Consider the following 25,610-nt stretch of genomic DNA (forward strand, 5'->3'; position numbering starts at 1 on the left):
GCCATGAAGATGCGGGGCATCACCGGGAAGTGGAACGCCATGTGGCATTCGTCGCCGCCCTTGGCGTAGTCGCCGAAGTAGTCGACGACGTCCTCCGGCCACTGGTTCGCCTCCGCCAGCAGCACGGTGTCCGGGTACTGCGAGTCGATCTCCTTGCGCACCCGCTTCAGGAACTCGTGGGTGGCCGGCAGGTTCTCGCAGTTGGTGCCCTCGCGCTGGTAGAGGTAGGGCACCGCGTCCAGCCGGAAACCGTCGATGCCGAGGTCCAGCCAGAACTTCAGCGCCGAGAGGATCTCCTCCTGGACGGCCGGGTTCTCGTAGTTGAGGTCCGGCTGGTGGGAGAAGAAGCGGTGCCAGAAGTACTGCTTGCGGACCGGGTCGTAGGTCCAGTTGGACGCCTCGGTGTCGACGAAGATGATCCGCGCGTCCTGGTACTGCTTGTCGTCGTCCGCCCAGACGTAGTAGTCGCCGTAGGGTCCGTCGGGGTCCTTGCGCGACTCCTGGAACCACGGGTGCTGGTCGCTGGTGTGGTTCATGACGAAGTCGATGATCACGCGCATGCCGCGCTGGTGGGCGGCGTCGACGAAGTCCACGAAGTCGGCGAGGTCACCGAATTCGGGGAGGACGGCGGTGTAGTCGGAGACGTCGTAACCGCCGTCCCGCAGGGGTGACTTGAAGAAGGGCGGCAGCCAGAGGCAGTCGACGCCGAGCCACTGGAGGTAGTCGAGCTTGGCGGTCAGACCCTTGAGGTCGCCGATGCCGTCACCGTTGCTGTCCTGGAAGGAGCGCACCAGGACCTCGTAGAAGACGGCGCGTTTGAACCAGTCGGGGTCCCGGTCCTTCGCCGGCGTGTCCTCGAAGGTGTCCGGGACGGGTTCGTTGACGATCATATTGTGGGTGACCCTCCGATCTGCGGGGACGGTCGCAGCACCGTGAAGATATGCGCGGGTCGTCGACCCGGTTCCAGGCGCACATAGTTGGCCCTGCCCCAGTTGAAGGTTTCGCCGGTGAGCTCGTCGCGCACCGGTACCGACTCGTGCCAGTTCAGGCCGAGTTGCGGCATGTCCAACGAGACCGTGGCCTCCTGGGTGTGGTGGGGGTCGAGGTTGGCGACCACCAGAACCGTGTTCGAACCGCTCCGCTTGCTGTAGACGATCACCGATTCCTGGTCGGCGTGGTGGAAGTGGAGATCACGCAGCTGCTGCAGGGCAGGACTGGCGCGCCGGACGGTGTTGAGGCGGGTGATGAGGGGGGCGATGCCCTCGGTGTCGGCGCGGGTCCAGTCGCGGGGTGAGAGCTGGTACTTCTCGGAGTCGAGGTACTCCTCGCCGCCTTCTTTCAGCGGTGTGTTCTCGCAGAGTTCGTAGCCGCTGTAGATGCCCCAGGTGGGGGAGAGGGTGGCGGCCAGGACGGCACGGACCTCGAAGGCGGGACGGTGTCCGTGCTGGAGGTAGGCATGCAGGATGTCGGGGGTGTTGGCGAAGAAGTTGGGCCGCATCCAGGCGGCGGACTCGCCGGACAGCTCGGTGAGGTAGTCGGTGAGTTCCTGCTTGGTGGTGCGCCAGGTGAAGTACGTGTACGACTGCTGGAACCCGGTCTGGGCCAGGGTCCGCATCATCGCGGGGCGGGTGAAGGCCTCGGCGAGGAAGATGACGTCGGGATCGGTCCGGTTGATCTCCGCGATCACGCGCTCCCAGAACACCACGGGCTTGGTGTGCGGGTTGTCGACCCGGAAGATCCGCACGCCGCAGTCCATCCAGTGCCGCAGGATCCGCACCGTCTCGGCAATGATCCCGGCCATGTCGGTGTCGAAGGCGACGGGGTAGATGTCCTGGTACTTCTTGGGCGGGTTCTCGGCGTAGGCGATGGTCCCGTCGGGCCGGTGGTGGAACCACTCCGGATGCTTCTCCACCCAGGGATGGTCCGGGGAGCACTGCAGGGCGAAGTCCAGGGCGATCTCCAGGCCGTGCCGGGCGGCCTCGGCGACGAACCAGCGGAAGTCCTCCACCGTGCCCAGATCCGGGTGGACCGCGTCGTGGCCGCCCTCGGGCGAACCGATCGCCCAGGGCACCCCCACGTCCTCGGGCCCCGCACCCAGGGTGTTGTTGCGGCCCTTGCGGAACGTCGTGCCGATGGGATGGATCGGCGGAAGGTAGACGACGTCGAAACCCATCCGCGCGATCTGCGGCAGCCGGCGCGCCGCCGTACGGAACGTGCCGTGCGGCCGCTCGGGCGTGCCCTCCGACCGCGGGAAGAACTCGTACCACGACCCGTACAGCGCCCGCTCCCGCTCCACCAGCAACGGCAACGGCTCCGAACAGGACACCAACTCCCGCAACGGATACCGCGCCAGGACCTTGTCGACCTCGGGGCTGAGCGCGGCGGCGAGGCGCCAGGGAGCCGGGCTGTCCTCGTCGCGCAGGACCTCCGCGGCGGCCAGCAGGACGTCCCGCTTCTTGTTCTTCGGCACCCCGGCGGCGGCCCGTTCGTAGAGCCGGGCACCCTCCTCCAGGACCAGACCGGTGTCGATGCCCGCCGGGATCTTGATCTGGGCGTGATGCCGCCAGGTGGCGACCGGATCTCCCCAGGCCTCGACCTGATAGGTCCAACGGCCCGGTTTCCCGTCGACGGTGACGGTGGCGCCCCAGCGGTCGGTGCCGGGGGCCAGTTCGCGCATCGGGGTCCACGGACCGCGGCGGCCCTTGGGGTCCTTGAGGACCACGTTGGCGGCGACGGCGTCGTGACCCTCCCGGAAGACGGTGGCGGTGACCTCGAACGACTCCCCCGGCACCGCTTTGGCGGGCCGGCGGCCCTGCTGGACCAGGGGACGCACGTCGAGGACGGGGATGCGGCCGACGGCGGTGGCCTCGTCCGCGGGCTGTTCGGGCGGTGCGGCACGGGATGACGTGCGCTGGGTCGGAGGTGCTGACGACTGGTGCGTGGCGGGCATGACCGCTCCTGTCCGCGGCAACGAGGGTGTGGGCGGATGGCTGGTGACGGGACGGGTCCTGCGGCTGTATCCGAAGGTGTACTTGAGGGTCTACCTGTACGGGGTGTCAGCGCTGTGTCCTTGGGGTGTACCGGAGGAGCCTTCCCACAGTGTTCGGGTGGGCAATCCGGCACTTTGTTAACTACTCGGCCGTATGTCTACACACAAGACCGGCCCCGTTTGCGTACGAACGGGGCCGGTGGCGTGTTCGCACACGGAAAACGCTTTACGGTTCCGGCACCCGCAGGAGCCGGTTCGGGGACCCTGGCCCCACATCGGACACCTTCCCGCTCGCCGCCCCCGCAATCAGGGCGGCGGCGACCCGGGCCGGAGTCGCTCTCGGACGGTCGGCGAGATAGAGCGCGGCGGCGCCCGCCACGTGCGGTGCCGCCATCGACGTGCCGGAGCCGGTCGCGGTGGCGGTGTCGCTCCGGTTCGAGTCCGAGGTGATGGCCACGCCCGGGGCGAACAGGTCGACGGCCGGGCCGTAGTCGGAGAAGGCCGCGCGGGCGTCGGTGCGGTCGGTGGCGCCGACGGTGAGGGCCTGCGGCACGTCGGCCGGTGAGTAACCCGCCGCAGGGCGCGCGTTGTTGCCGGCGGCGACCGTGTAGGTCACCCCGGACCTGATCGAGTGGCGTACCGCGGCGTCGAGTCGGGCGTTGTGCGCACCGCCCAGGCTGAGGTTGGCGACCGCCGGTCTGCGGGCGTGCGCGGTGACCCAGTCGATACCGGCGATGACCTGCGCGGTGGTGCCGGCGCCCGTGTCGTCCATCACCCGTACCGAGACCACCCTGGCCTTCTTGGCGACCCCGTACCGGGTCCCGGCGACGATGCCGGCGACATGGGTGCCGTGGCCGTTGCCGTCACCGGCGGAGCCGTCTCCGTCGACGAAGTCCCAGCCGTAGCTCGCCCGGCCGCCGAAGTCGCGGCTGCCGATCCGGACGCCGGTGTCGATCACGTAGACGGTGACGCCCGCGCCGTCGGACGCAGGCCGGCGGTAGGACCGGTCGAGCGGCAGTCCCGCCTGGTCGACGCGGTCCAGCCCCCAGGACGGCGGGTCCGTCTGGGTGCGCGCCGGCCGCACCCGGCTGTCCTGGACGACGGACGTGACGCGCGGGTCCGCGGCGAGCCGCCGGGCCTGTTCAGCGCTTGCCCGGACGGCGTAGCCGTTCAGCACACTGCCGTAAGTATGGCTGATTGTCGCCCCGTAGCGGCCGGCCACGTCCCTGCCGGACGCCGACGCCCCCTTGATCCCCTCTCGCAGGGTCACCAGATAGCTCCCGGCGACCGAGCCGGGCCGCCCGGCACCCGCGACGGTCCCCTCCGGTACGGCGTGCGCGGGCAGGGCGGCCGACGACAGCACCACGGCCGTGACGACCGCGGTCAGGCCCCCCACCGGACGCGGACGCCGGTCGTTCCTCCTCGGCATGACGGCGCGTTCCCCCTCCTCGGCTCAGGAGGGCAGGGTCTCGTCCGGCGCCGGGTCCCACAAGGGCGCACGGCGCGTCCCGGTCCCTCCGCCGGGGGACGGAGCCGGGGGTCCGTTGGCCGAGCTCCGACGGCGGCCGCCCCGACACCGGTACCGTCTGAGGGACGCCGAGCCGCACACCGCCGTACGGCTCTCACCACGAACGCGTGGAGTGGAATGTGAAGGCGATCCGTCGGTTCACCGTCCGTCCCGTTCTCCCCGAACCCCTCCGTCCGCTCAGCGACCTGGCGCGAAACCTGCGCTGGTCCTGGCATACCGAGACCCGTGACCTCTTCCAGTCCGTCGATCCCGAGCGCTGGGCCGCCTCGGAGGGCGATCCGGTGCGGCTGCTCGGCAGCGTGCCGCCGGCGCGGCTCGCCGAGCTGGCCGGCGACCGCCGGTTCCTGCGCCGGCTGACGGCGGTCGCGGACGACCTCAACGACTACGTGACCGGCGACCGCTGGTACCAGTCCCGGCCGCAGGCCGCCGAGCTGCCGGCGGCCGTCGCCTACTTCTCGCCCGAGTTCGGCATCACCGCCGCCCTGCCGCAGTACTCCGGCGGCCTCGGCATCCTGGCCGGCGACCACCTCAAGTCGGCCAGCGACCTGGGCGTACCGCTGATCGGCGTCGGCCTGCTGTACCGGCACGGCTACTTCCGGCAGACCCTGTCCCGGGACGGCTGGCAGCAGGAGCACTATCCCGTCCTGGACCCGAACGAACTCCCCGTGGTGCCGCTGAAGGAGGCCGACGGCACCCCGGCGCACGTCTCGCTGGCGCTGCCCGGCGGCCGGGTGCTGCGGGCCCGGATCTGGCTGGCCCAGGTCGGCCGGGTCCCGCTGCTGATGCTGGACTCCGACGTGGAGGACAACGACTTCGGCGAACGCGGGGTCACCGACCGGCTCTACGGCGGCGGCAGCGAGCACCGGCTGCTCCAGGAGATGCTGCTCGGCATAGGAGGTGTGCGGGCCGTACGGACGTACTGCCGGCTGACCGGACACGCCGAGCCCGAGGTCTTCCACACCAACGAGGGGCACGCCGGGTTCCTCGGCCTGGAGCGGATCGCCGAGCTGTGCGCACAGGGGCTGGACTTCGACTCCGCGCTGGAGTCGGTGCGTGCCGGAACCGTCTTCACCACCCACACCCCGGTCCCGGCCGGCATCGACCGCTTCGACCGGGAGCTGGTCGCCCACCACTTCGGCCCGGACGCCGAACTCCCCGGCATCGGCGTGGAACACATCCTGCGCCTCGGGATGGAGACCTACCCCGGCGGCGAGCCCAACCTCTTCAACATGGCCGTGATGGGCCTGCGGCTCGCCCAGCGCGCCAACGGCGTGTCGCTGCTGCACGGCAACGTCAGCCGGGAGATGTTCGCCGGGCTGTGGCCGGGCTTCGACGCCGACGAGGTGCCGATCACCTCCGTGACCAACGGCGTGCACGCCCCGACCTGGGTGGCGCCCGAGGTGGTCCGGCTGGGGGCGCGGCAGCTCGGCGACCGCCGCACCGAGGAGGCGCTGACCGTCGGCGGAACCGAGCGCTGGGACGCGGTCGCCGACGTCGGCGACCAGGAGATCTGGGACCTGCGCCGGAACCTGCGGGAGCAACTGGTCCTGGAGGTACGGGAGCGGCTGCGCGCCTCCTGGCGGCAGCGCGGCGCGGGCACCGCCGAACTGGGCTGGATCGACCACGCCCTCGACCCCGACGTCCTGACCATCGGCTTCGCCCGGCGCGTGCCCTCGTACAAGCGGCTCACGCTCATGCTGCGCGACCGCGACCGGCTGATGGACCTCCTGCTGCACGCCGAGCGGCCGGTCCAGGTCGTGGTGGCCGGCAAGGCGCACCCGGCGGACGACGGCGGCAAGCGGCTGGTCCAGGAACTGGTCCGGTTCGCCGACGATCCGCGGGTGCGGCACCGGATCGTCTTCCTGCCCGACTACGGCATGGCGATGGCGCAGAAGCTGCTGCCCGGCTGCGACATCTGGCTGAACAACCCGCTGCGCCCGCTGGAGGCGTGCGGGACCAGCGGGATGAAGTCGGCGCTGAACGGCGGCCTCAACCTGTCGGTGCTGGACGGCTGGTGGGACGAATGGTTCCAGCCGGACTTCGGCTGGGCGATCCCGACGGCGGACGGCGCCGCCACCGATCCCGACCGCCGGGACGACATCGAGGCGGCGGCGCTGTACGACCTCCTCGAACAGCGGGTGACCCCCCGCTTCTACGAGCGGGGCCGCTCCGGGCTCCCGGACCGCTGGATCGAGATGGTCCGCCAGACGCTGACCCTGCTGGGTCCCAAGGTGCTGGCGGGCCGGATGGTCCGCGAGTACGTGGAGCGCCTGTACACCCCGGCGGCCCACGCGCACCGGTCCATGACCCCGGACGCGGCGGCGGGACTGGCGGCGTGGAAGGTCAGGGCGCGGGCGGCCTGGCACGGTGTGTCCGTGGACCACGTCGAGGCGGCCGTCACCACGGCCACCGCCGAACTGGGCACCACGCTCGCCCTGCGCGTCCGCGTCCGCCTCGGCGACCTCACGCCCGACGAGGTGGAGGTGCAGGCGGTCTCCGGCCGCGTCGACTCCGAGGACCGCATCACGGACGCGACGACGGTGCCGCTGAAGCCGACCGGAGGCCCGGACCTGGAGGGCCACTGGACCTACGAGGGCCCGCTGTCCCTGGACCGCACCGGCCCCTACGGCTACACGGTCCGCATCCTCCCCGCCCACCGCCTGCTGGCGTCGGGCGCGGAACTGGGGCTGGTGACCGCGCCGTCGCAGGGCGCGGGGGAGGGCGCGGGGGTGCTGATGCGGTGAGGCGGGCGGTCCGGCGGCCCGGGCGGAGCGGTCCGCCCTGGCCGCCGGACGGTGCGCGGGCGCCCGGTCAGAACGCGTCCGGCTCGTCCGCGCACAGACCGCGCAGCACCTTGCCGCACCTGCGCGCGTAGGCCTGCTGCAGGCCCCGGGTCGCCGGGCCGCCCGCGCGGGCGTACCACTTGGCGGGCCTGCTGAAGGCGGCGACGGTCAGCCAGACCGTGCCGTCGCCGGTGCGGGTGACCAGGAAGGCCTCCTCGCCGGACTCGGGGTGGCCGGGCAGGGTGCCGTAGGCCCAGCCGGCCCGGCGGGACTCCTCGAGAGTCCACACTATGCGGCAGGGCGCCTTGATCAGGCCGGCCAGGCTGACGGTGACGTCGACGCCGGTGGCCGCGCGGTCCGCGGAGGCTTCGATGCCGACGCCCAGGGCGCGGTGGAGTTCCCAGGTGAGGACCGCCTCGGCGGCCTTGCGGAAGACCTCCGCGCCCTCGCCTATGCGCGTGCGCACGTGGAGCGGGTGGAAGCCGGGCGGGCAGGCGGCGAGGTCGTCGAGCGTCGCGCCGACCGCCTCGTACGTGAAGGACATGGGGGAGAGCGTAGGGCGGACCCCGGGGACAACGTCGTCCCGGGGTCCGCCCGTAAGCGCTGTGATCAGGTCACGTGACGTTCACGGCCGACCAGGCGGCCGCCACCGTGTTGTACTCGGTGGAGCCGGAGCCGTACAGGGCCGCCGCCGCCGACAGGGTGCCGGTGCGGGCCGACTTGTAGTTGGTGGTCGACGTGAAGTACGTCGTCAGCGCCTTGTACCAGATCTGCAGGGCCTTGGCCCGGCCGATGCCGGTGACCGTGGAGCCGTTGTAGGTCGGGGAGTTGTAGGACACCCCGTTGATGGTCTTCGCGCCGCTGCCCTCGGACAGCAGGTAGAAGAAGTGGTTGGCGACACCGGACGAGTAGTGCACGTCCAGGTTCTTCACCGACGAGGACCAGTTGTCGGCCGAACCGCCGTCCTTGCTGGGCTTGTCCATGTAGCGCAGCGGGGTGCCGTTGCCGTTGATGTTGATCTTCTCGCCGATGAGGTAGTCACCGGGGTCGGAGGCGTTGGCGGCGTAGAACTCGACGCCGGTGCCGAAGATGTCCGAGGTGGCCTCGTTCAGGCCGCCGGACTCACCGCTGTAGTTGAGGCCCGCGGTGTTGGAGGTGACACCGTGGCTCATCTCGTGGCCGGCCACGTCCAGGGCGGTCAGCGGGTGGGTGTTGCCGGAGCCGTCGCCGTAGGTCATGCAGAAGCAGCTGTCGTCCCAGAAGGCGTTGACGTAGCCGCTGCTGTAGTGGACCCGCGAGTAGGCCGCGACGCCGTTGTTCTTGATGCCGTTGCGGCCGAAGGTCGCCTTGTAGAAGTCCCAGGTCTCCTGGGCGCCGTAGGCCGCGTCCACGGCGGCCGTCTGGTCGGTGGAGGAGCTGGAGGCCGTGCCCGTGCCCCAGGTGTTGTCGGCGTCGGTGAACAGCGTGCCGGTGCCGGAGGTGCCACGGGCCAGGTTGTACGTCTTGTGGCCGCCGCGCGTGGTGTCGTACAGCTGGTACGTCGAGCCCGACAGGTTGGTGCTGAGGCTCACGGTGCCGGAGTAGAGGCTCTTGCCGGTGCCGGTGGCGTTCTCGATGCCCTGGTACTCGAAGAGCTTCTTGCCGGTGGCGGCGTCGGTGATGACGTGCAGCTGGTTGGGCGTGCCGTCGTCCTGGAAGCCGCCCACGACCGTCTCGTAGGCGAGGACGGGGGTGCCGGAGCCGGCCCAGATGACCTTGCGGGCGCCGTCGGCGGCCGACTTGGTGGAGCCGAGGGTCTTGGCGACGCCCAGCGCCGACTTCTCCGCCTTGGCGGTGCTGATCTGCGGGGTGAGGGAGGCCACCTTGATGGCCGCCTTCGTCGCCTTGGTGACGCCCTCGGTCTTGCCGGCCTCGGAGGTGTGCACGACCAGGTCGCCGCCGAGGACCGGGAGGCCCGCGTAGGTGCGCTCGTAGCGCGTGTGGACGGTGCCGTCGACGTCCTTGACGACGTCCTTGACGACCAGCTTCTCCTTGGCGCCGAGGCCTATCTGCTGCGCGGTCTCGGTGACGTCCGCCTGCGCCTTCTGGATGAGGGCGGTGCGGGCGGAGTTGGAGAGCAGGGTGGGGGCGGCGGCCAGCGGCTGCTTGGCGGCGGCCGAGGCGTTGGTGGTCAGGCCCGTGGTCAGCAGGGCGCCGGCGGCGACAGCGGTGGCGATGGCCAGAGTGGTGCGCTTGTGACGCGCGTAGAGGGGGCTCACTCAAGCTCCTTCAGGTGTGGGGAGTCCGGGCGGTGTGGGGTGACCGGACCGGCTGTGGGGTGGTGAAGTTGCTTTGCTGTGCGACGGGTGAAGGAAGAGTGACATCAAGGTCGCGTACATGTCAGGACCCTGAAGTGATGTTGGCTGAAAAGCAGGTGTCCGGTGAACATTGCCGCCGTGTAAAACGAGCGCCGCCCGAGGGACTCGAACCCCCGGACGGCGCCCGTGGCCCGCACCCGTGTCCTGCGGTTTACGGGAAGGTCAGCTTCCAGCTGTTGATCTTGCCGACGTCCTGCGCGGCCTGGTCCTGGACCTTCAGCTTCCAGGTCCCATTGGCCGATTCCGACGAGGCGTTCACCGTGTAGGTGTCCGTCACGTTGTCCGCGGAGTCCGAGGAGCTGAAGTTCTTCAGGCGGTAGGACGTCCCGGACGGGCCGACCAGGTCGACCACCAGGTCGCCGCGCCAGGTGTGGCTGATGTTCGGCGTCACCTGGAGGTTGGTCGGCGCGTTCCCGGTGCGGCCGGAGACCGCGATGGACGAGGTGACCGCGGGCCCGTTGTCCGGGATCGACACCACCGTGGTGCTCTCGTACGACGTGCCGCCCCCGCCGCCACCGCCGGAGCGGGAGCCGACCGCGATGGCCGCCCAGGCGTCCTGGACCGCCTTGTACTCGGCGCTCGTGGTGCCGTACAGCTCACCGGCCGCCGCGAGGGTGCCGGTGCGGGCGGCGGCGTAGTTGGTGGTCGAGGTGAACTTGGTGGTGAGCGCCCGGTACCAGATCTGCAGCGCCTTGTCCCGGCCGATGCCGGTGACCGGAAGGCCGTCGGCGGTCGGCGAGTTGTAGCTGACGCCGTTGATCACCTTGGCGCCGCTGCCCTCGCTCAGCAGGTAGAAGAAGTGGTTCGCCGGGCCGGACGAGTAGTGCACGTCCAGGCCGCCGAGCCCCGAGTACCAGCTGTCCTTGGACGCGCCGTCCTTGCTCGGCTTGTCCATGTAGCGCAGCGGGGTGCCGTCGCCGTTGATGTCGATCTTCTCGCCGATGAGGTAGTCGCCGACGTCCGTGGAGTTGGCGGCGTAGAACTCCACACCGGTGCCGAAGATGTCCGAGGTGGCCTCGTTCAGGCCGCCGGACTCGCCGGAGTAGTTGAGGCCCGCGGTGTTGGAGGTGACACCGTGGCTCATCTCGTGGCCGGCCACGTCCAGGGCGGTCAGCGGGTCCGCGTTGCCGGAGCCGTCGCCGTAGGTCATGCAGAAGCAGCCGTCGTCCCAGAAGGCGTTCACGTACGAGTTGCCGTAGTGGACGCGCGAGTAGGCGCCGACGCCGTTGTTCTTGATGCCGCTGCGGCCGAAGGTGTTCTTGTAGAAGTCCCAGGTCTCGGCGGCCCCGTAGTGCGCGTCGGCGCCCGCGGTGGCGGCGTTCGACGTGGTGCCGTTGCCCCAGGTGTTGCTCGACTGGGAGAACAGCGTGCCGGTGCCCGAGGTGCCGTGGTTCAGGTTGTACGTCTTGTGGCCGCCGCGGTCGCCGTCGGTCAGGTTGTACGTCGAGCCCGACTGGGTCGTCGACAGCGAGACCGTGCCGCTGTACTGGGTGTTGCCGGTACCGGTGACGTTCTCGATGCCCTGGTACTCGAAGAGCTTCTTGCCGGTGGCGGCGTCGGTGATGACGTGCAGCTGGTTCGGCGTGCCGTCGTCCTGGAAGCCGCCCACGATCGTCTCGTAGGCGAGGACGGGGGTGCCGGAGCCGGCCCAGATCACCTTGCGGGCGCCGTCCGCGGCCGACTTCGTGGAGCCGAGGGACTCGGCGCGGGAGACGGCCGTCCTCTCGGCGCTCGCCGCGCTGACCGCCGGGGTCAGGTCCGCGACCTTGAGCGCGGCGTTGTTCGCCTTGATCACGCGCTCGGTGGCGCCCGACTTGGCGGTGTCGACGATCAGGTCGCCGCCGAGCACCGGCAGGCCCGCGTAGGTGCGCTCGTAGCGGGTGTGGACGGTGCCGTCGGCGTCCTTGACGACGTCCTTGACGACCAGCTTCTCCTGGCTGCCGAGGCCGATCGCCCTGGCGGTGGCGGTCCGGTCGGCGCTCGCGTCACGCAGCAGCTCGGCGCGCTGCGAGGGCGACAGCTTGACGGCGGCGTGCGCGGAGCTGATCCCGGCGGAGTGCGGCGCGGCCGGGGCGGCGCTGGCGGCGCCCGACTGGACGGCCGCGGCGATCAGGGCGGAGACGCCCGCGAGGGCAACTACTGCGGTGCGGTGGGGGGTGCGTCTGCGAGAGGAACTGCTTCTCAACACTGACTCCTTCTGCGTGGCCGCGGGTCGCACGGCCAGGGGAGATCCGGACGGCGGGTGGGCCGTCCGGGCAGAACTGCGGAACAGGCGGAACGCGGAACCACGTACGCGTGCAGTGCCGGACCCGGCAGCGACGGGGTGATCCTGTGGGGTTGCTGTGGGTCGGCCGTGGGAAGAGTGGCACCAGAAAACGCGATCTGTCAGGACCGCGTCAGGAATTTGGCCGGAAATGGTTCGTTGACCGGATGTTCATGTTCGGTATGCGGATCGTTCGGCAGGTGACCGGATCTCACACCGTCGTGTCGCCGTGCCAGGTCGCCCAGAGCGCCGCGTACGCCCCGCCCGCCGCCACCAGCTCCTCGTGGGTGCCGAGTTCGGTGAGCCGGCCGCCCTCCATCACGGCCACCCGGTCGGCGTCGTGCGCGGTGTGCAGCCGGTGGGCGATGGCGATGACCGTACGGCCCGCCAGCACGGCGGCCAGCGCGCGCTCGGCGTGCCGGGCCGTCGCCGGGTCCAGCAGCGCCGTCGCCTCGTCCAGGATCAGCGTGTGCGGATCCGCCAGGACCACCCGGGCGAGCGCGAGCTGCTGCGCCTGCGAGCCGTCCGTGGCCCGCCCGCCCGCGCCCAGCACCGCGTCGAGCCCGCCGGGCAGGCCACGGACCCACCCGTCGGCGCCGACCGCCGCCAGCGCCGACCACAGATCCGCGTCGCCCGCGGCCGGTTCGGCGATCAGCAGGTTGTCCCGGACCGTGCCGAGGAAGACATGGTGCTCCTGGGTGACCAGGACGACCTGGCGGCGCAGCACCTCCGGCTCCAGCCCGGCGATCGGCACCCCGCCCACCGTCACCGTGCCCGACCCGGGCGCGTCCACGCCCGCCAGCAGCCGGCTCAGCGTCGTCTTGCCGGCGCCGGACGGCCCGACCACCGCGAGCCGCTCCCCGGGCCGCACCGTCAGATCCACCCCGCGCAGCACCTCGCCGCCCCGCTCGTAGGCGAACCGCACCCCGCGCACGTCGATCCGGTCGCCCGCGGGCACCGCCGACCCGCCCTCCGGCGCCGTCCGCGGAGCCTGCGCCAGCCCCTCCACGCGGGCGAACGAGGCACCGCTGGACTGGAGTTGCTCCACCCGCATCAGGATCTGGTCCAGCGGCTCCGTGAACTGCCGCAGATACAGCGCCGCCGACACCACCACCCCGACCCCGGAGTGCAGCAGCCCCCCGAGCAGGAGCACCCCGGCCACCGGCACCGAGTACGACACCTCGACCGCGGGGAAGAAGACGGTCCGCAGGTACAGCGTGTGGAAGCGGGCCTTGCGGTTGGCCTCCAGCGCCTGCCGGCCCGCCGTGATCCGCTGCTCCTGGAGCCGGAACGCCTCCACGGTACGCGCGCCCGCCACCGTCGCCGTGACGATCTCCGCGACCCCGGACGTCGTTGCGCCCTCCGTGAGATAGCCGTCCCTGGCCCGCCGCAGGTACCAGCGCAGCGCCAGCCAGACCGGGGCCAGGCCGAGCACCCCGCACGCGCCCAGCACCGGGTCCAGCGCGAACACCGCGGCCATCACGAACAGCGCCTGCACCGAGCAGACCAGCAGCTCGGGCCCGGCGTCGCGCAGCGTGGTGCCGACGGTGCCCACGTCCGAGGTGCCGCGCGCGGTCAGGTCCCCGGTGCCGGCCCGCTCCACCACCGACGCGGGCAGCGCGAGCGCCCGGTCCACGAACTCCTCGCGCACCCGGGCCAGGGTCCGCTCCCCGAACCGGTGGCCGAGGTAGCGGGCGGAGCGGGCGAGCAGCAGCTGGACGAGCGCGCAGAGCAGGATCCACAGGGCGAGGCGGTCCACGGCGCCGACGCCGCGGCCGGCCCGCACCGCGTCCACGATCCGGCCCACCAGCCACGGGCCGGCCAGTCCGGCGCCGGCGGCGAGCGCGTTCAGCAGCAGGGCGGCGGCGAAGGCCCCGCGGTCGGCCAGCACCAGACGGACCAGGGCCCTGCGCACGGCGGTCCGTCCGGCGACGGGGAGCTGGTTCGGCGTCACCGCACGGCCTCCTCTTCCTCTTCCGCGTCCCGCGCCACCAGGGCGCGGTAGCCGGGCTCGTGCTCCAGCAGGCCCTCGTGCGTGCCGGTCGCCGCGACCTTGCCGTCGACCAGGTAGACCACCTCGTCGGCGCGGGCCAGCATCAGCGGTGACGTCGTGGTGAGGAGGGTGGTGCGGCCGGCCCGGGCGGTGCCCAGCCGCTCCGCGACGAGGGACTCGGTGTGGGCGTCGAGGGCCGAGGTCGGTTCGACGGCGAGCAGGACCTCGGGGTCGGCCAGCAGCGCCCGCGCCAGCCGGACCCGCTGGCGCTGGCCGCCGGAGAGGTTGCGGGCCTGGGCGGAGAGCTCCGAGTCGAGGCCGTCGGGGAGGGCTTGCGGGATGTCGGTGGCCGCGGCCGCGTGGAGGGCACGGGCGGTTCGCGCGTCCGGGGGCGCGTGCTCGGGTGCTCCGCCGGCCGCGGGTGCGTCCGGGCCGGTCGCGCGGTTCCCCGCGCCCGCGAGGGAGTTGCGGAGGGTGTCGGCGAAGAAGTGGGACTCGTGGTCGGCCACCAGGATGCGGGACCTGACGTCCCGCAGCGGGACGGCGTCCAGGCGGGTGCCTCCCCAGGTCACGTCCGACGGGGCGTAACGCCCGAGGCGGTCCACCACCGCCCCCGTCTCCGCCCCGGCGGCCCCCACCAGGGCCGTCAGCAGGCCGGGCCGGACCCGCACCCCCGACTCCGGGTCGTGCAGGACCGCGGGACCGCCCGGCGCCCGGTCGGTGCCCTCGTCCGGCTCCGGGGCCAGACGCAGCAGGCGGACCACCCGGCGCGCGGCCACCACGCCCCGGCTGAGCTGGTAGCCCATCTCCAGGAAGAACGCCACCGGGCCCACCAGGACCGCGACATAGCCGTACACCGACACCAGCTCGCCCACCGTGATCTCCCCGCGGGCGGCCATCCGGGCGCCGATCCAGGTCACCACCGCCAGGTACACCGTGGGCAGGCCGACGCCCAGGGCCTGCACCCAGCTGGCGACCGCGCCCACCCGATAGCCCTGCACGCGCAGGTGCTGCGAGTCCCGGCGGAAGGCGTCCGCGAACAGGCCCTTGCCGCCGAGGCCGTTGAGGACGCGGAGACCGCCCGCCAGATCGCCGATGCGGGCCGTGAGGACGCCCTGGCGCTCCCGGTACTCGGTCTCCCTGCCCTGGAGCCGCCGGGTCAGCGGGCCCGCGAGCAGCGCCACCACCGGCACCCCGAGCAGGACCACACCGGTCAGCAGCGGCGAGATCGGCATCAGCAGGCCGGCCACCACCCCGTACACCACGACCGCGCCCACCCCGGGTCCCACGACGGTCAGCGCCTGGGCGATGGTGTGCACGTCCCCGACGCCGATCGTGACGACCTCACCCGCTCCGGCCCGTCGGGGCAGCGCCGCCCCGAGCCGCACCGCGTGGCCGACGACCACCTTGATCGTGCGGAAGTAGGCGTCCATGCGGACCCGGGTCATCGTGCGGTGGCGCATGATGCTGATCCACGCGTTGACCGCCCCGAGGACGAAGACCGCCGCCGTCCACCCGGCCAGCACGCCCGTCCGCCCCGGCACCAGGCCGTCGTCCACGGCCCGTGCCATCAGGTACGGCGCGCCGGCCATCAGCGTCAGCCAGGCACTGGCCAGCAGCGCACCGGCCAGCGAGCGGCCCGGCTGCCGGCGCACCAGCCACCACAGGTAGGACCAGCCGCCGCGTGTGTCGGGCGTGCCCGGATCCTCGTACGCGTCGATCACCCTGCGCCCCCGTTCCCGTCCGTCAGGCCAGACTGTCCCGCCACGCCCGGTGCAGGTCCGCGAACCGGCCGGTGCCCGCGATGAGTTCGGCCGGGCGGCCGTCCTCCACGATCCGGCCGTGCTCCATCACGAGGACCCGGTCGGCGATCTCCACGGTGGACAGCCGGTGCGCGATCACCACCGCCGTACGGCCCTTCAGCACCGTCGACATGGCCCGCTGCACGGCCCGTTCGCCCGGGATGTCCAGCGAACTGGTCGCTTCGTCGAGGATCAGCACCGCCGGGTCGGCGAGCAAGGCGCGTGCGAAGGAAACCAGTTGGCGCTGCCCGGCCGAAATGCGCCCGCCGCGCTTGCGGACGTCGGTGTCGTAGCCGTCGGGCAGGGCCGCGATGAACTCGTGGGCGCCGATCGCCTTGGCCGCCTGTTCGATCTCCTCGCGGGTGGCGTCCGGGCGGCCGATGGCGATGTTGTCGGCGACCGTCCCGGAGAACAGGAACGCCTCCTGGGTGACCATCACGACCCCGCGCCGCAGTGCGGGCACGCTCAGTTCGCGCAGGTCCACGCCGTCCAGCAGGACCCGTCCCTCGGTCGGGTCGTAGAAGCGGGCGAGCAGCTTGGCGAGGGTCGACTTGCCGGCGCCGGTGGAGCCGACCACCGCGACCGTCTGCCCGGCCGGCAGGGCGAGGCCGAAGCGGGGCAGCACCTCGCCGCCGGTGCGGTAGGCGAAGCGGACCCCGTCGAAGACGACCTGGCGGCCGGGCAGTTCGCCCTCCAGCGGGGGCAGGTCCCGCGGGACCGAGGGCTCCGGCACGGACGGGGTCTGGGCCAGCAGGCCCGCGATCTTCTCCAGCGAGGCGGCCGCCGACTGGTAGGAGTTGAGGAACATGCCGAGGCGGTCGATCGGGTCGTACAGCCGCCGCAGGTACAGGACGGCGGCGGCCAGGACTCCCAGCTCCAGCGAGCCGGACGCCACCCGGTAGGCACCCCACAGCACGATCACCGCGACCGAGGTGTTGGCCACCAGCCGGGACCCGACGACGTACCGGGCCATTTCGAGGAGCGCGTCGCCGTTGGTGCGTTCGTGGCGGTGGTTGAGGACCGCGAACTCGGCGTCGTTGGCGGCCTCCCGGCGGAACGCGCGCACCGGGCGGATGCCGTTCATCGTCTCCACGAACTTCACGATCACCGCCGCGATCGCCGTGGACCGCGTCTTGTACACCCGCACCGCGCGCCGTTGGTAGAGCCGGATCAGCTGGTAGAGCGGCACGAAGGAGGCCACGGCCACCGCGCCCAGGCCCAGATCCAGCCAGAGCAGCATCGCGGAGATGTAGACGAAGGAGAGGATGACCGTGACGAGTTCCTGAAGGCCCTCGCTCAGCAGCTCGCGCAGCGACTCGACGTCCGTGGTGGAGCGGGAGATCAGCCGGCCGGACGTGTAGCGCTCGTGGAAGTCGACGCTCAGGGCCTGCGCGTGCCGGAAGATACGGCCGCGCAGGTCGAGGAGGACGTCCTGGTTGACGCGCGCGGAGGCCTCGATGAAGGCGTACTGGAGGCCGCCGGAAAGCAGGGCGCTCAGCGCGTACCCGGCTCCCACCGCGATCAGCGGACCGTGGTCGTGGGCGCGGAACGCCGGTACGGCGCGGTCGATGGCGTAGGCCACCAGCAGCGGGCCCGCCTGGGCGGCGGCCTGCTGGAACAGCAGCAGGACCGTGGTCACGGCGACCCGTGCCTTCAGCGGCGCGAGCAGCGAGCGCAGCAGGGCGGCCGTGGCGCCGGGCGGCACCGGCAGGACGTCCCGGTCGAAGGGGTCGCCGGTGGCGGACGCGGCGTCGGCGGCCGCCGCGCGGCGGGAGCGTTCGTCGTCCTCGTCGGGGGCGGGCAGGGAGGTGGCGGCGGTCATCGGCGGTGGTCCTCCCCGGACATCAGGCGGGCGTACTCGGCGTTGCCGCGGAGCAGTTCCTGGTGGGTGCCGACGGCGGTGACCCGGCCGTCGGAGAGCAGGGCGACGCGGTCGGCGAGCAGGACGGTGGAGGGGCGGTGGGCGACGATCAGGGCGGTGGTGCCGGACAGCACCTCGCGCAGGGCCGCCTCCACGGCCGCCTCCGTGTGCACGTCCAGGGCGGACAGCGGGTCGTCGAGGACGAGGAAGCGGGGCCGTCCCACGACCGCCCGGGCCAGGGCGAGGCGCTGGCGCTGGCCGCCGGAGAGGCTGAGGCCCTGCTCGCCGACCTGGGTCGCGGTGCCGGCGGGCAGGGCGTGCGCGAAGTCCGCCTGGGCGATGGCCAGGGCCCGCTCCAGCTCCGGTGCGCCGGCTCCGTCACCGGCGCCCATCAGCACGTTCTCGCCGACCGAGGCGGAGAAGAGGGTGGGTTCCTCGAAGGCCACGGCGACCAGGGAGCGGAGTTCCTCGCGGGGTATGGCGGTGATGTCCCGGCCGTCGAGGGTGATGTGTCCCGACGTGGTCTCGTGCAGGCGCGGGACGAGGGCGGTGAGGGTGGTCTTCCCGCTGCCGGTGGCGCCGACCAGGGCCATGGACTCGCCGGTGCGGACGTGCAGGTCGATCTCGGCGAGGGTGGGCGGTGAGCCGGGGGCGGCGTCGGGGTAGCGGAAGGAGACGGACCGGAAGCGGATGCCATCGTTGTCGGCCGCGGGAGCTGATCCGGGTGCCTGGGGAGCGGCGCCCCGAAGGGGCGCGGGGAACTGCGCGCCCGGTCCCCGCCGGCCCGCACCCGAAGCCGCGTCCTTTCGGCCCGCGTCCTCCCGCACCGCGTCCCGCACCTCGAAGTACCGTTCGGTCGCCGTCGCCGCCTCCTGGCTCATCGCCAGCAGGAACCCGATCGACTCCACCGGCCAGCGCAGCGCCAGCGCCGTCGACAGGAACGCCACCAGCGTCCCCGCGCTCAGCTCGCCCTCGGCGACCTGCACCGACCCCCACACCAGGGCCGCTCCGATGGCCAGCTCCGGGAGGGTCACGATGACCCCCCAGATCGCCGCCAGCATCCGCGCCTTGCGCAACTCCGTGCCCCGCAGCGTCCACACCAGGTCGCGGAACGCGCGGGCCTGACTGCGGTGCCTGCCGAACCCCTTGATGATGCGGATGCCGAGCACGCTCTCCTCGACCACCGTCGTCAGGTCGCCGACCTGGTCCTGGGCGAGCCGGGCCACCGCCGCGTACCGCTTCTCGAAGACCGCGCACGTCCACATCACGGGGACGGTGGGAACGAGGATGACCAGGCCGAGCGTCCAGTCCTGGAGCAGCATGATGAGCACGCCGATGACGATGGTCACCCCGTTGACCAGGAGGAAGGTCAGCGGAAAGGCGAGGAACATGCGCAGCAGCATCAGGTCGGTGGTGGCCCGGGAGAGCAACTGGCCGGAGGCCCAGCGGTCGTGGAAGGCGACCGGCAGCCGTTGCAGGTGGCCGTAGAGGTCCGCCCGCATGCCCGCCTCCACGCGGGACAGCGGCCGCGCCACCAGCCAGCGCCGCAGGCCGAAGAGCACCGCCTCGGCTATCCCGAGCAGCAGCAGGTACAGCGCGCCGAGCCAGACCCCGCCGGGATCGCGGTCGGCCACCGGACCGTCCACCATCCACTTGAGGACGAGCGGGATGACCAGTCCCACGCAGGAGGCGATCACCGCGACGAACGCGGCGACGGACAGCCGCACCCGGACCGGCCGTACGTACGGCCACAGGCGCAGCAGGGTACGGCCGGCGGACCGGTCCTCGGTGGTTGCACGTGTCGGAGGCATCAGGAGCGAGCCTACGGAACGCCACTGACAACGCCCACCGAGTTTTGGCCGGACCCGCCTCCGCCGGTGGTCCTACGACCTGGGGGAACGTTCGGGCGGTCGGACGACCGGAGCCCGCGCATCAACCGATCGGCCGATGCGCTTTCCAGCGGGCCGGGCGATGTGCCGTGCCCGGCCCGGACGGGACCCTCGACGCATGCCATCCGTCATCGAAGTGACAGACCTGCGCAAGTCGTACGGCGGCCGGACCGTCGTGGACGGGGTGAGTCTCGCCGTCGAGGAAGGGGAGATCTTCGGGATCCTCGGACCCAACGGCGCCGGCAAGACCACCACCGTGGAATGTGTGGAGGGACTGCGAGTGCCCGACGGCGGCCGCGTCCGGGTCACCGGCCTCGATCCGGCCGCCGACCACCAGGAGGTCGCCCGCGTCCTCGGCGCCCAGCTCCAGCAGAGCGAGCTGCAGCCCAAACTCACCGTCCGCGAGGCCCTGGAGCTGTACGCCTCCTTCTACCCGGCGCCGCTCGACTGGGCACCGCTCGCCGAACGGCTCGCGCTCACCGACAGGCTCGCCACCCGGTTCGGCAAGCTCTCCGGCGGCCAGCGGCAACGCCTGTTCATCGCGCTGGCCCTGATCGGGAACCCCCGGGTCGTGGTCCTGGACGAACTGACCACCGGGCTCGATCCGCGGGCCCGGCGCGACACCTGGGAGCTGATCGAGGACGTCCGGGACCGGGGCGTCACCGTGCTCCTCGTCACGCACTTCATGGAGGAGGCGCAGCGGCTGTGCGACCGGATCGCGGTGATCGACAAGGGGCGGGTGGCCGCCCTGGACACCCCGGCCGGACTGATCCGCCGCTCCGCCGGGGCCACCCACATCAGCTTCACGCCCTCGTCCCCGCTGGACGACGAGGACCTGGCCGCGCTCCCGGCCCTCGCCTCGATCGAGCACAAGGACGGCCGGGTCACGCTCTCCGGCACCGACGAGACCGTGAACGCGGTCATCACCCTGCTCGCCCGGCACCGCGTCACCGCCCACCAGCTCAGGGTCGTGGACGCGACCCTGGACGACGCGTTCCTGGACCTGACCAAGGAGGAAGCGGTATGAACACCGCCGTCCTGCGCACCGAGTTCCGTCTCTTCCGCCGCGAACCCGGCGCCGTCTTCTGGGTGTTCCTCTTCCCGACGCTGCTGCTGGTGATCCTCGGCTCGATCCCCTCGTTCCGGGGCGCCGACGCGTCGCTGGGCGGGCTGCGGCCGGTCGACGCGTACGTCCCCATCGCCGTGCTGATCGCCCTGATCATGTCCGGGGTGCAGACCCTGCCGCAGGCCCTGACCGGCCACCGGGAGCGCGGCATCCTGCGCCGGATGCGGCTCACCCCCGTGCGGCCCTCCGCGCTGCTGTCCGCGCAGATGGCGGTGCAGGGCACGGTCGCGCTGGGCTCGGCGCTGCTCGCGCTCCTCGTCGGCCGGCTCGCCTTCGGCGTACGGCTGCCGGAGCAGCCGGCCGGCTACCTGCTGGCGCTGCTGCTCGCGGCCGCGGCGGCCCTCGCCCTCGGCTCGCTCGTCTCGGCGCTGTCCCGCACCACGAAGATCGCGGGTGCGATCGGCTCGGCGGTCTTCTTCCCGATGATGTTCTGCGCGGGCGTGTGGATCCCGGTCCAGGAGATGCCGCACGCCATGGCCCGCGTCGTGGAGGCGACGCCGTTCGGCGCGGCGGCCCGTGCGCTGGCGCAGGCCGCCGCGGGACACTGGCCCGGCTGGGACCACCTGGGCGTGCTCGCGGCCTGGACGGTCCTGCTGACCGCCGGTGCCGCCCGCTGGTTCCGCTGGGAGTAGGGGGGAGGCCGGCCGTGCAGACTGGGGACATGACCGCCGAGGACCACCGGATCGACCGGCGCTGGGAGCAACTGCACACCTGGGGGCCGTTCGGGTTCCTCGGCATCAGCATCGTCCTCGGGGTCGCCACCGCCGGCCCCGACACCCCCCGCGCGCTGTGGTGGACCGCCTGGTCCCTGGTCGGCGCCGCGGTCCTGCTCCAACTGTGGTGGCACGCCACCCGGTTCCGCCGCGCCGAGCGCGGCCGTACGCCCTCCGCCGCCGGGAGCGCCTACTACGCGGTGCGCTGGGCGCTCGCCTTCGCGCTCGCCTGGCTCAACCCGTTCTTCGCGTTCTACGCCGCCACCGGCTACATGGACGCCGACGAACTGCTGCCGCGCCGGTGGCGGCGGCTCGGGCTGCTGGCGAGCGCGGTCACCGTGGCCGGCGCGCAGTCGGGCGGGATGCCGTTGCGCAGCACCCTGCAGTGGAGCCTGTTCGGCGTGCTGCTGGCCGTCAACTCCGTGCTCCAGATGGCCATCTCCCATCTCAACGAGCAGGAGAAGCAGCGCTCCCGCGAGCGCACCGAGACCATCGCCGCGCTGCGCCAGGCCCTTCAGGAGAACGCGGCGCTGCACGCGCAGCTCCTCGTCCAGGCCCGGGAGGCCGGGGTCGCCGACGAGCGCCGGCGGCTGGCCGCCGAGATCCACGACACCATCGCCCAGGGGCTGGCCGGGATCATCGCCCAGCTCCAGGTCGTCCTCAACACCCCCGACCCGCGGGCGGCCGAGGAGCACACCGGCCGCGCCCTGGACCTGGCCCGGCACAGCCTGGGCGAGGCCCGCCGCTCCGTGCACAACCTGGCCCCGGTCGCCCTGGAGCACGACGCACTGCCCGAGGCGCTGCGCAAGACGGTCACCGAATGGGCCGAACGCACCGACACCCGGGCCGAGTTCGTCCTCACCGGCACCGCCGAGCACCTGCACGAGGAGGTCGCGGCCACGCTCCTGCGCATCGTCCAGGAGGCGCTGTCCAACGCGGCACGGCACGCCCGCGCCTCCCGCGTCGGCGTCACCCTCTCCTACGCGGGCGACGAGGTCATCCTCGACATCCGTGACGACGGCGCCGGTTTCGACCCCCTCGCGCTGCCCGCCCGCAGCAGCGCCGGCGGCTTCGGCCTGGACGGGATGCGGGCCCGCGCCGAGCGCATCGCCGGCGCCCTGACCGTGGAGTCCGAACCGGGGCTCGGCACGGCCCTGTCGGCACGCGTACCGTTGGTCCGCCATGACAGCTGACCGCCCGATCTCCCTGCTGATCGTCGACGACCACCCCGTCGTCCGCGACGGCCTGCGCGGCATGTTCGCCGCCGCCCCCGGATTCACGGTCCTCGGCGAGGCCCCGGACGGCGTCGCGGCCGTGGTGCTCGCCGGCGAACTCGACCCCGACGTCGTCCTCATGGACCTGCGGATGCCGGGCGGCGGCGGAGTGGACGCCATCCGGGAACTGACCCGGCGGGGCGCCCGCGCCAAGGTGCTGGTCCTCACCACCTACGACACCGACTCCGACACCCTGCCCGCCATCGAGGCGGGCGCCACCGGCTACCTGCTCAAGGACGCCCCGCGCGAGGAGCTGTTCACGGCGGTCCGCGCCGCCGCCCAGGGCCGCACCGTCCTCTCCCCGGCCGTCGCCTCCCGCCTGGTCTCCGCCGTCCGCGCCCCCGCCGCCCCCGGCAACGAGCCGCTGTCCGCCCGCGAACGCGAGGTGCTGGCGCTGGTCGCGCGGGGCACGTCGAACCGCGAGATAGCCCGCGAACTGTTCATCAGCGAGGCCACGGTGAAGACCCACCTCACCCACCTCTACGGCAAGCTCGGCGTCAACGACCGGGCGGCGGCGGTCGCGACGGCCTACCAGCGGGGGATCCTCGGCTGAGGGCGCCGCCGGACGCCGGACCGGGCCGGACCGCGGGACCTCAGCCGGCCACCCTGAGCAGCAGCACCGTCCGGGGCGGCACCGTGATCGCCGTCCCGGCCTCGTGGACCGCCCCGGGAGCCTCCTGCTGGTCCTCCCGCGAGGTGTCCACCAGCACCTCGTAGCGTTCCGCCCACGGCGGGCCCGGCAGCAGGAACTGTGCCGGGCGGTCACCGGCGTGCAGGACGGTCAGGAAGCTGTCGTCCAGGACCGGCGCCCCGCGTTCGTCCCGGCCCGGGATGTCCCGCCCGGAGAGGTACATGCCGAGGGTGGCGGCGGGCGCGTACCAGTCGCCCTCGGTCATCTCCTCGCCCTGCGCGGTGAACCAGGCGAGGTCGCGCAGCCCGTCCGCCGAGTGGGCGCGGCCCGAGAAGAAGGCGCGGCGGCGCAGCACCGGATGGCGGTGGCGCAGCCGGATCAGCCGGGAGGTCAGGTCGAACAGCGGCCGCCAGTCCGGATCGTCCAGCAGGGTCCAGTCCAGCCAGCTGATCTCGTTGTCCTGGCAGTAGGCGTTGTTGTTGCCGCGCTGGGTGCGGCCCAGTTCGTCACCGGCGACCAGCATCGGGACACCCGTCGACAGCAGCAGGGTGGTCAGCAGGTTCCGCAACTGCCGCCTGCGCAGGGCCCGTACGTCCTCGTCGGCCGTCTCGCCCTCCGCCCCGCAGTTCCAGGACCGGTTGTCGCCGGCGCCGTCGCGGTTGTTCTCGCCGTTGGCCTCGTTGTGCTTGGCCTGGTACGACACCAGGTCGCGCAGCGTGTAACCGTCGTGCGCGGTGATGAAGTTGACGGACGCGTAGGGCCGCCGGCCGCCCCAGGCGTAGAGGTCGCTGGAGCCGGAGAGGCGGTAGCCGAGGTCGCGGACGTCCGGGAGGGCGCCGCGCCAGAAGTCCCGGACGGCGTCCCGGTAGTGGTCGTTCCACTCGGTCCACAGCGGCGGGAAGGCGCCGACCTGGTAGCCGCCGGAGCCCACGTCCCAGGGTTCGGCGATCAGCTTCACCCGGCGCAGCACCGGGTCCTGGGCGATCACCGCGAGGAAGGGGGAGAGCATGTCGACGTCGTGCATCGAGCGGGCCAGCGCGGCGGCCAGGTCGAAGCGGAAGCCGTCCACGCCCATCTCGGTCACCCAGTACCGCAGCGAGTCCGTGATCAGGCGCAGGACGTGCGGCCTGACCACGTGCAGCGTGTTGCCGCAGCCGGTGTAGTCGGCGAACCGGCGGGCGTCGTCCTGGAGCCGGTAGTAGCCGCGGTTGTCGATGCCCTTCAGGGACAGCGTCGGCCCCAGCTCCCCGGCCTCGGCCGTGTGGTTGTAGACCACGTCGAGGACGACCTCGATGCCGGCCGCGTGCAGCGCTCGCACCATCCGCTTGAACTCGCCGACCTGCTGTCCCGTCGTACCGGAGGCGGCGTAGGCCGCGTGCGGGGCGAAGTAGCCGATGGAGTTGTAGCCCCAGTAGTTCCGCAGGCCCCGTTTGAGCAGGTGGTCCTCGTGCGCGAACTGGTGCACGGGCAGCAGTTCCACCGCCGTCACGCCGAGGTTCACGAGGTGCTCGACGGCGGCCGGGTGGGCCAGGCCCGCGTAGGTGCCGCGGAGTTCGGCGGGTATGCCCGGGTGCAGTCTGGTGAAGCCGCGCACGTGCAGCTCGTAGATGACGGAGTCCGCCCACGGCGTCTTCGGGCGGTGGTCGTCCGACCAGTCGTCGTCGTCGTGCACGACCACGCCCTTGGGGACGTGCGGTGCCGAGTCCCGGTCGTCCCGGACGGTGTCGGCGACCTGCTGGTCGGGCCAGTCCCGGACGTGCCCGTACACCTCGGGCGGCAGCCCGAACTCGCCGTCCACCGCACGCGCGTACGGGTCGAGCAGCAGTTTCGCCGGGTTCCAGCGAGCGCCGGTCCACGGGTCCCAGCGGCCGTCGACCCGGTAGCCGTACCGCTGGCCCGGCAGCACGCCCGGCACGAACCCGTGCCAGATCTCGTGCGTCAGTTCGGTCAGCGGGATCCTCGTCTCCCGCCCCTGTTCGTCGAAGAGGCAGAGCCGGACCGCCTCGGCCCCGGCCGCCCACAGGGCGAAGTTGGTGCCGGCCACCCCGTCCGGACCGACCCGGAACCGGGCGCCCAGCGGGGTCGACGACCCCGGCCAGGCGGCCGGGACGGGCAGGGCCGTCCCGTTCACCACGGGGGCGTCCGCCCTCGGGGCCCGCGCCCGTGCCCCCTGCTGCTCGGCTGCGCTCGTCACCTGTCGGCCCCTTTGTCGTTCGGCGGCTCGCCGATCCGCGGGGCGCGCGCGACCCGTGTCCGGCCGGCCGGCCGTGCCCGGACTCCCGGTCCCGGGTACGGTCGGCGGCTCGCTACGGGCACGCCCGTGACGGCTCTCGCACGGGCGCGGCGGCTCCCCAGCTCGTCGTCCTTCCCTCTGTTCTGCCCAGTGCCGGCGTCGCACTCA

The 25,610-nt window shown here is 72.4% G+C and carries 16 protein-coding genes; 5 read left to right on the top strand and 11 right to left on the bottom strand.

The window, feature by feature from the left end; genetic code table 11:
* From ACIQOE_RS36550 to ACIQOE_RS36560, 3 genes are all read right to left on the bottom strand, one after another.
* A partial coding sequence (locus ACIQOE_RS36550) for an alpha-amylase family glycosyl hydrolase (RefSeq protein WP_401416247.1) occupies positions 1 to 890 on the bottom strand: 890 nt, incomplete at its 3' end.
* Positions 887 to 2,950, bottom strand: a complete 2,064-nt coding sequence (locus ACIQOE_RS36555) for an alpha-1,4-glucan--maltose-1-phosphate maltosyltransferase (RefSeq protein ID WP_365558814.1) — start codon at positions 2,948 to 2,950, stop codon at positions 887 to 889. The genes ACIQOE_RS36550 and ACIQOE_RS36555, both read right to left, overlap by 4 nt.
* Before the next feature lie 265 nt (positions 2,951 to 3,215).
* On the bottom strand, positions 3,216 to 4,418 hold the full coding sequence (locus tag ACIQOE_RS36560) for a S8 family peptidase (RefSeq protein ID WP_401416250.1): 1,203 nt from the start codon (positions 4,416 to 4,418) through the stop codon (positions 3,216 to 3,218).
* Positions 4,419 to 4,636: 218 nt separating this feature from the next.
* Between ACIQOE_RS36560 and ACIQOE_RS36565 the strand changes: the two genes are divergently transcribed.
* Positions 4,637 to 7,261 carry a glycosyltransferase family 1 protein gene (locus ACIQOE_RS36565; RefSeq protein ID WP_401416252.1) on the top strand — a complete coding sequence of 875 codons (2,625 nt, stop codon included), beginning with the start codon at positions 4,637 to 4,639 and terminating at the stop codon, positions 7,259 to 7,261.
* 67 nt (positions 7,262 to 7,328) lie between these two features.
* Here the strand turns inward: ACIQOE_RS36565 and ACIQOE_RS36570 are convergent, their stop codons facing one another.
* The 7 genes from ACIQOE_RS36570 to ACIQOE_RS36600 form a co-directional block, all read right to left on the bottom strand.
* The gene (locus ACIQOE_RS36570; RefSeq protein ID WP_351323398.1) at positions 7,329 to 7,844 is read right to left on the bottom strand and encodes a DUF1990 domain-containing protein; all 516 of its coding nucleotides are present in this window, start codon (positions 7,842 to 7,844) and stop codon (positions 7,329 to 7,331) included.
* A 70-nt stretch (positions 7,845 to 7,914) separates the two neighbouring features.
* Positions 7,915 to 9,558 (bottom strand): M4 family metallopeptidase, encoded by a 1,644-nt coding sequence (locus ACIQOE_RS36575; protein ID WP_401416255.1) that lies wholly within the window; start codon positions 9,556 to 9,558, stop codon positions 7,915 to 7,917.
* A 250-nt stretch (positions 9,559 to 9,808) separates the two neighbouring features.
* Positions 9,809 to 11,842: a M4 family metallopeptidase gene (locus tag ACIQOE_RS36580; RefSeq protein WP_401416257.1), complete on the bottom strand. Its 2,034-nt coding sequence runs from the start codon at positions 11,840 to 11,842 to the stop codon at positions 9,809 to 9,811.
* Positions 11,843 to 12,131: 289 nt separating this feature from the next.
* Positions 12,132 to 13,874 carry an ABC transporter ATP-binding protein gene (locus ACIQOE_RS36585; protein ID WP_401416259.1) on the bottom strand — a complete coding sequence of 581 codons (1,743 nt, stop codon included), beginning with the start codon at positions 13,872 to 13,874 and terminating at the stop codon, positions 12,132 to 12,134.
* Positions 13,871 to 15,637: an ABC transporter transmembrane domain-containing protein gene (locus tag ACIQOE_RS36590; RefSeq protein ID WP_401416261.1), complete on the bottom strand. Its 1,767-nt coding sequence runs from the start codon at positions 15,635 to 15,637 to the stop codon at positions 13,871 to 13,873. The genes ACIQOE_RS36585 and ACIQOE_RS36590 overlap by 4 nt, the downstream gene beginning before the upstream one ends.
* 22 nt (positions 15,638 to 15,659) lie before the next feature.
* Positions 15,660 to 17,537 carry an ABC transporter ATP-binding protein gene (locus ACIQOE_RS36595; protein ID WP_401416263.1) on the bottom strand — a complete coding sequence of 626 codons (1,878 nt, stop codon included), beginning with the start codon at positions 17,535 to 17,537 and terminating at the stop codon, positions 15,660 to 15,662.
* A complete protein-coding gene (locus ACIQOE_RS36600) occupies positions 17,534 to 19,387 on the bottom strand; it encodes an ABC transporter ATP-binding protein (protein WP_401416266.1) in 1,854 nt (617 codons plus the stop codon). The genes ACIQOE_RS36595 and ACIQOE_RS36600 overlap by 4 nt, the downstream gene beginning before the upstream one ends.
* A 196-nt stretch (positions 19,388 to 19,583) precedes the next feature.
* Here ACIQOE_RS36600 and ACIQOE_RS36605 point away from each other — a divergent pair, with 196 nt between their 5' ends.
* The 4 genes from ACIQOE_RS36605 to ACIQOE_RS36620 are packed head-to-tail and all read left to right on the top strand — an operon-like array spanning position 19,584 to position 23,131.
* Positions 19,584 to 20,492 carry an ATP-binding cassette domain-containing protein gene (locus tag ACIQOE_RS36605; protein WP_401416269.1) on the top strand — a complete coding sequence of 303 codons (909 nt, stop codon included), beginning with the start codon at positions 19,584 to 19,586 and terminating at the stop codon, positions 20,490 to 20,492.
* Positions 20,489 to 21,223, top strand: a complete 735-nt coding sequence (locus ACIQOE_RS36610) for an ABC transporter permease (protein ID WP_365558830.1) — start codon at positions 20,489 to 20,491, stop codon at positions 21,221 to 21,223. Before ACIQOE_RS36605 ends, ACIQOE_RS36610 begins: the two co-directional genes overlap by 4 nt.
* 29 nt (positions 21,224 to 21,252) lie before the next feature.
* Complete coding sequence (locus ACIQOE_RS36615) at positions 21,253 to 22,497, top strand: sensor histidine kinase (protein ID WP_365558832.1); 1,245 nt, start codon at positions 21,253 to 21,255, stop codon at positions 22,495 to 22,497.
* Positions 22,487 to 23,131, top strand: a complete 645-nt coding sequence (locus tag ACIQOE_RS36620) for a response regulator (RefSeq protein ID WP_401416273.1) — start codon at positions 22,487 to 22,489, stop codon at positions 23,129 to 23,131. The genes ACIQOE_RS36615 and ACIQOE_RS36620 overlap by 11 nt, the downstream gene beginning before the upstream one ends.
* Before the next feature lie 40 nt (positions 23,132 to 23,171).
* Here the strand turns inward: ACIQOE_RS36620 and glgX are convergent, their stop codons facing one another.
* Positions 23,172 to 25,403 carry a glycogen debranching protein GlgX gene (gene glgX / locus ACIQOE_RS36625; protein ID WP_399012791.1) on the bottom strand — a complete coding sequence of 744 codons (2,232 nt, stop codon included), beginning with the start codon at positions 25,401 to 25,403 and terminating at the stop codon, positions 23,172 to 23,174.
* Between the last annotated feature and the right edge of the window lie 207 nt (positions 25,404 to 25,610).

The sequence above is a fragment of the Streptomyces sp. NPDC091282 genome (assembly GCF_044757385.1).
Classification (GTDB): domain Bacteria; phylum Actinomycetota; class Actinomycetes; order Streptomycetales; family Streptomycetaceae; genus Streptomyces; species Streptomyces gramineus.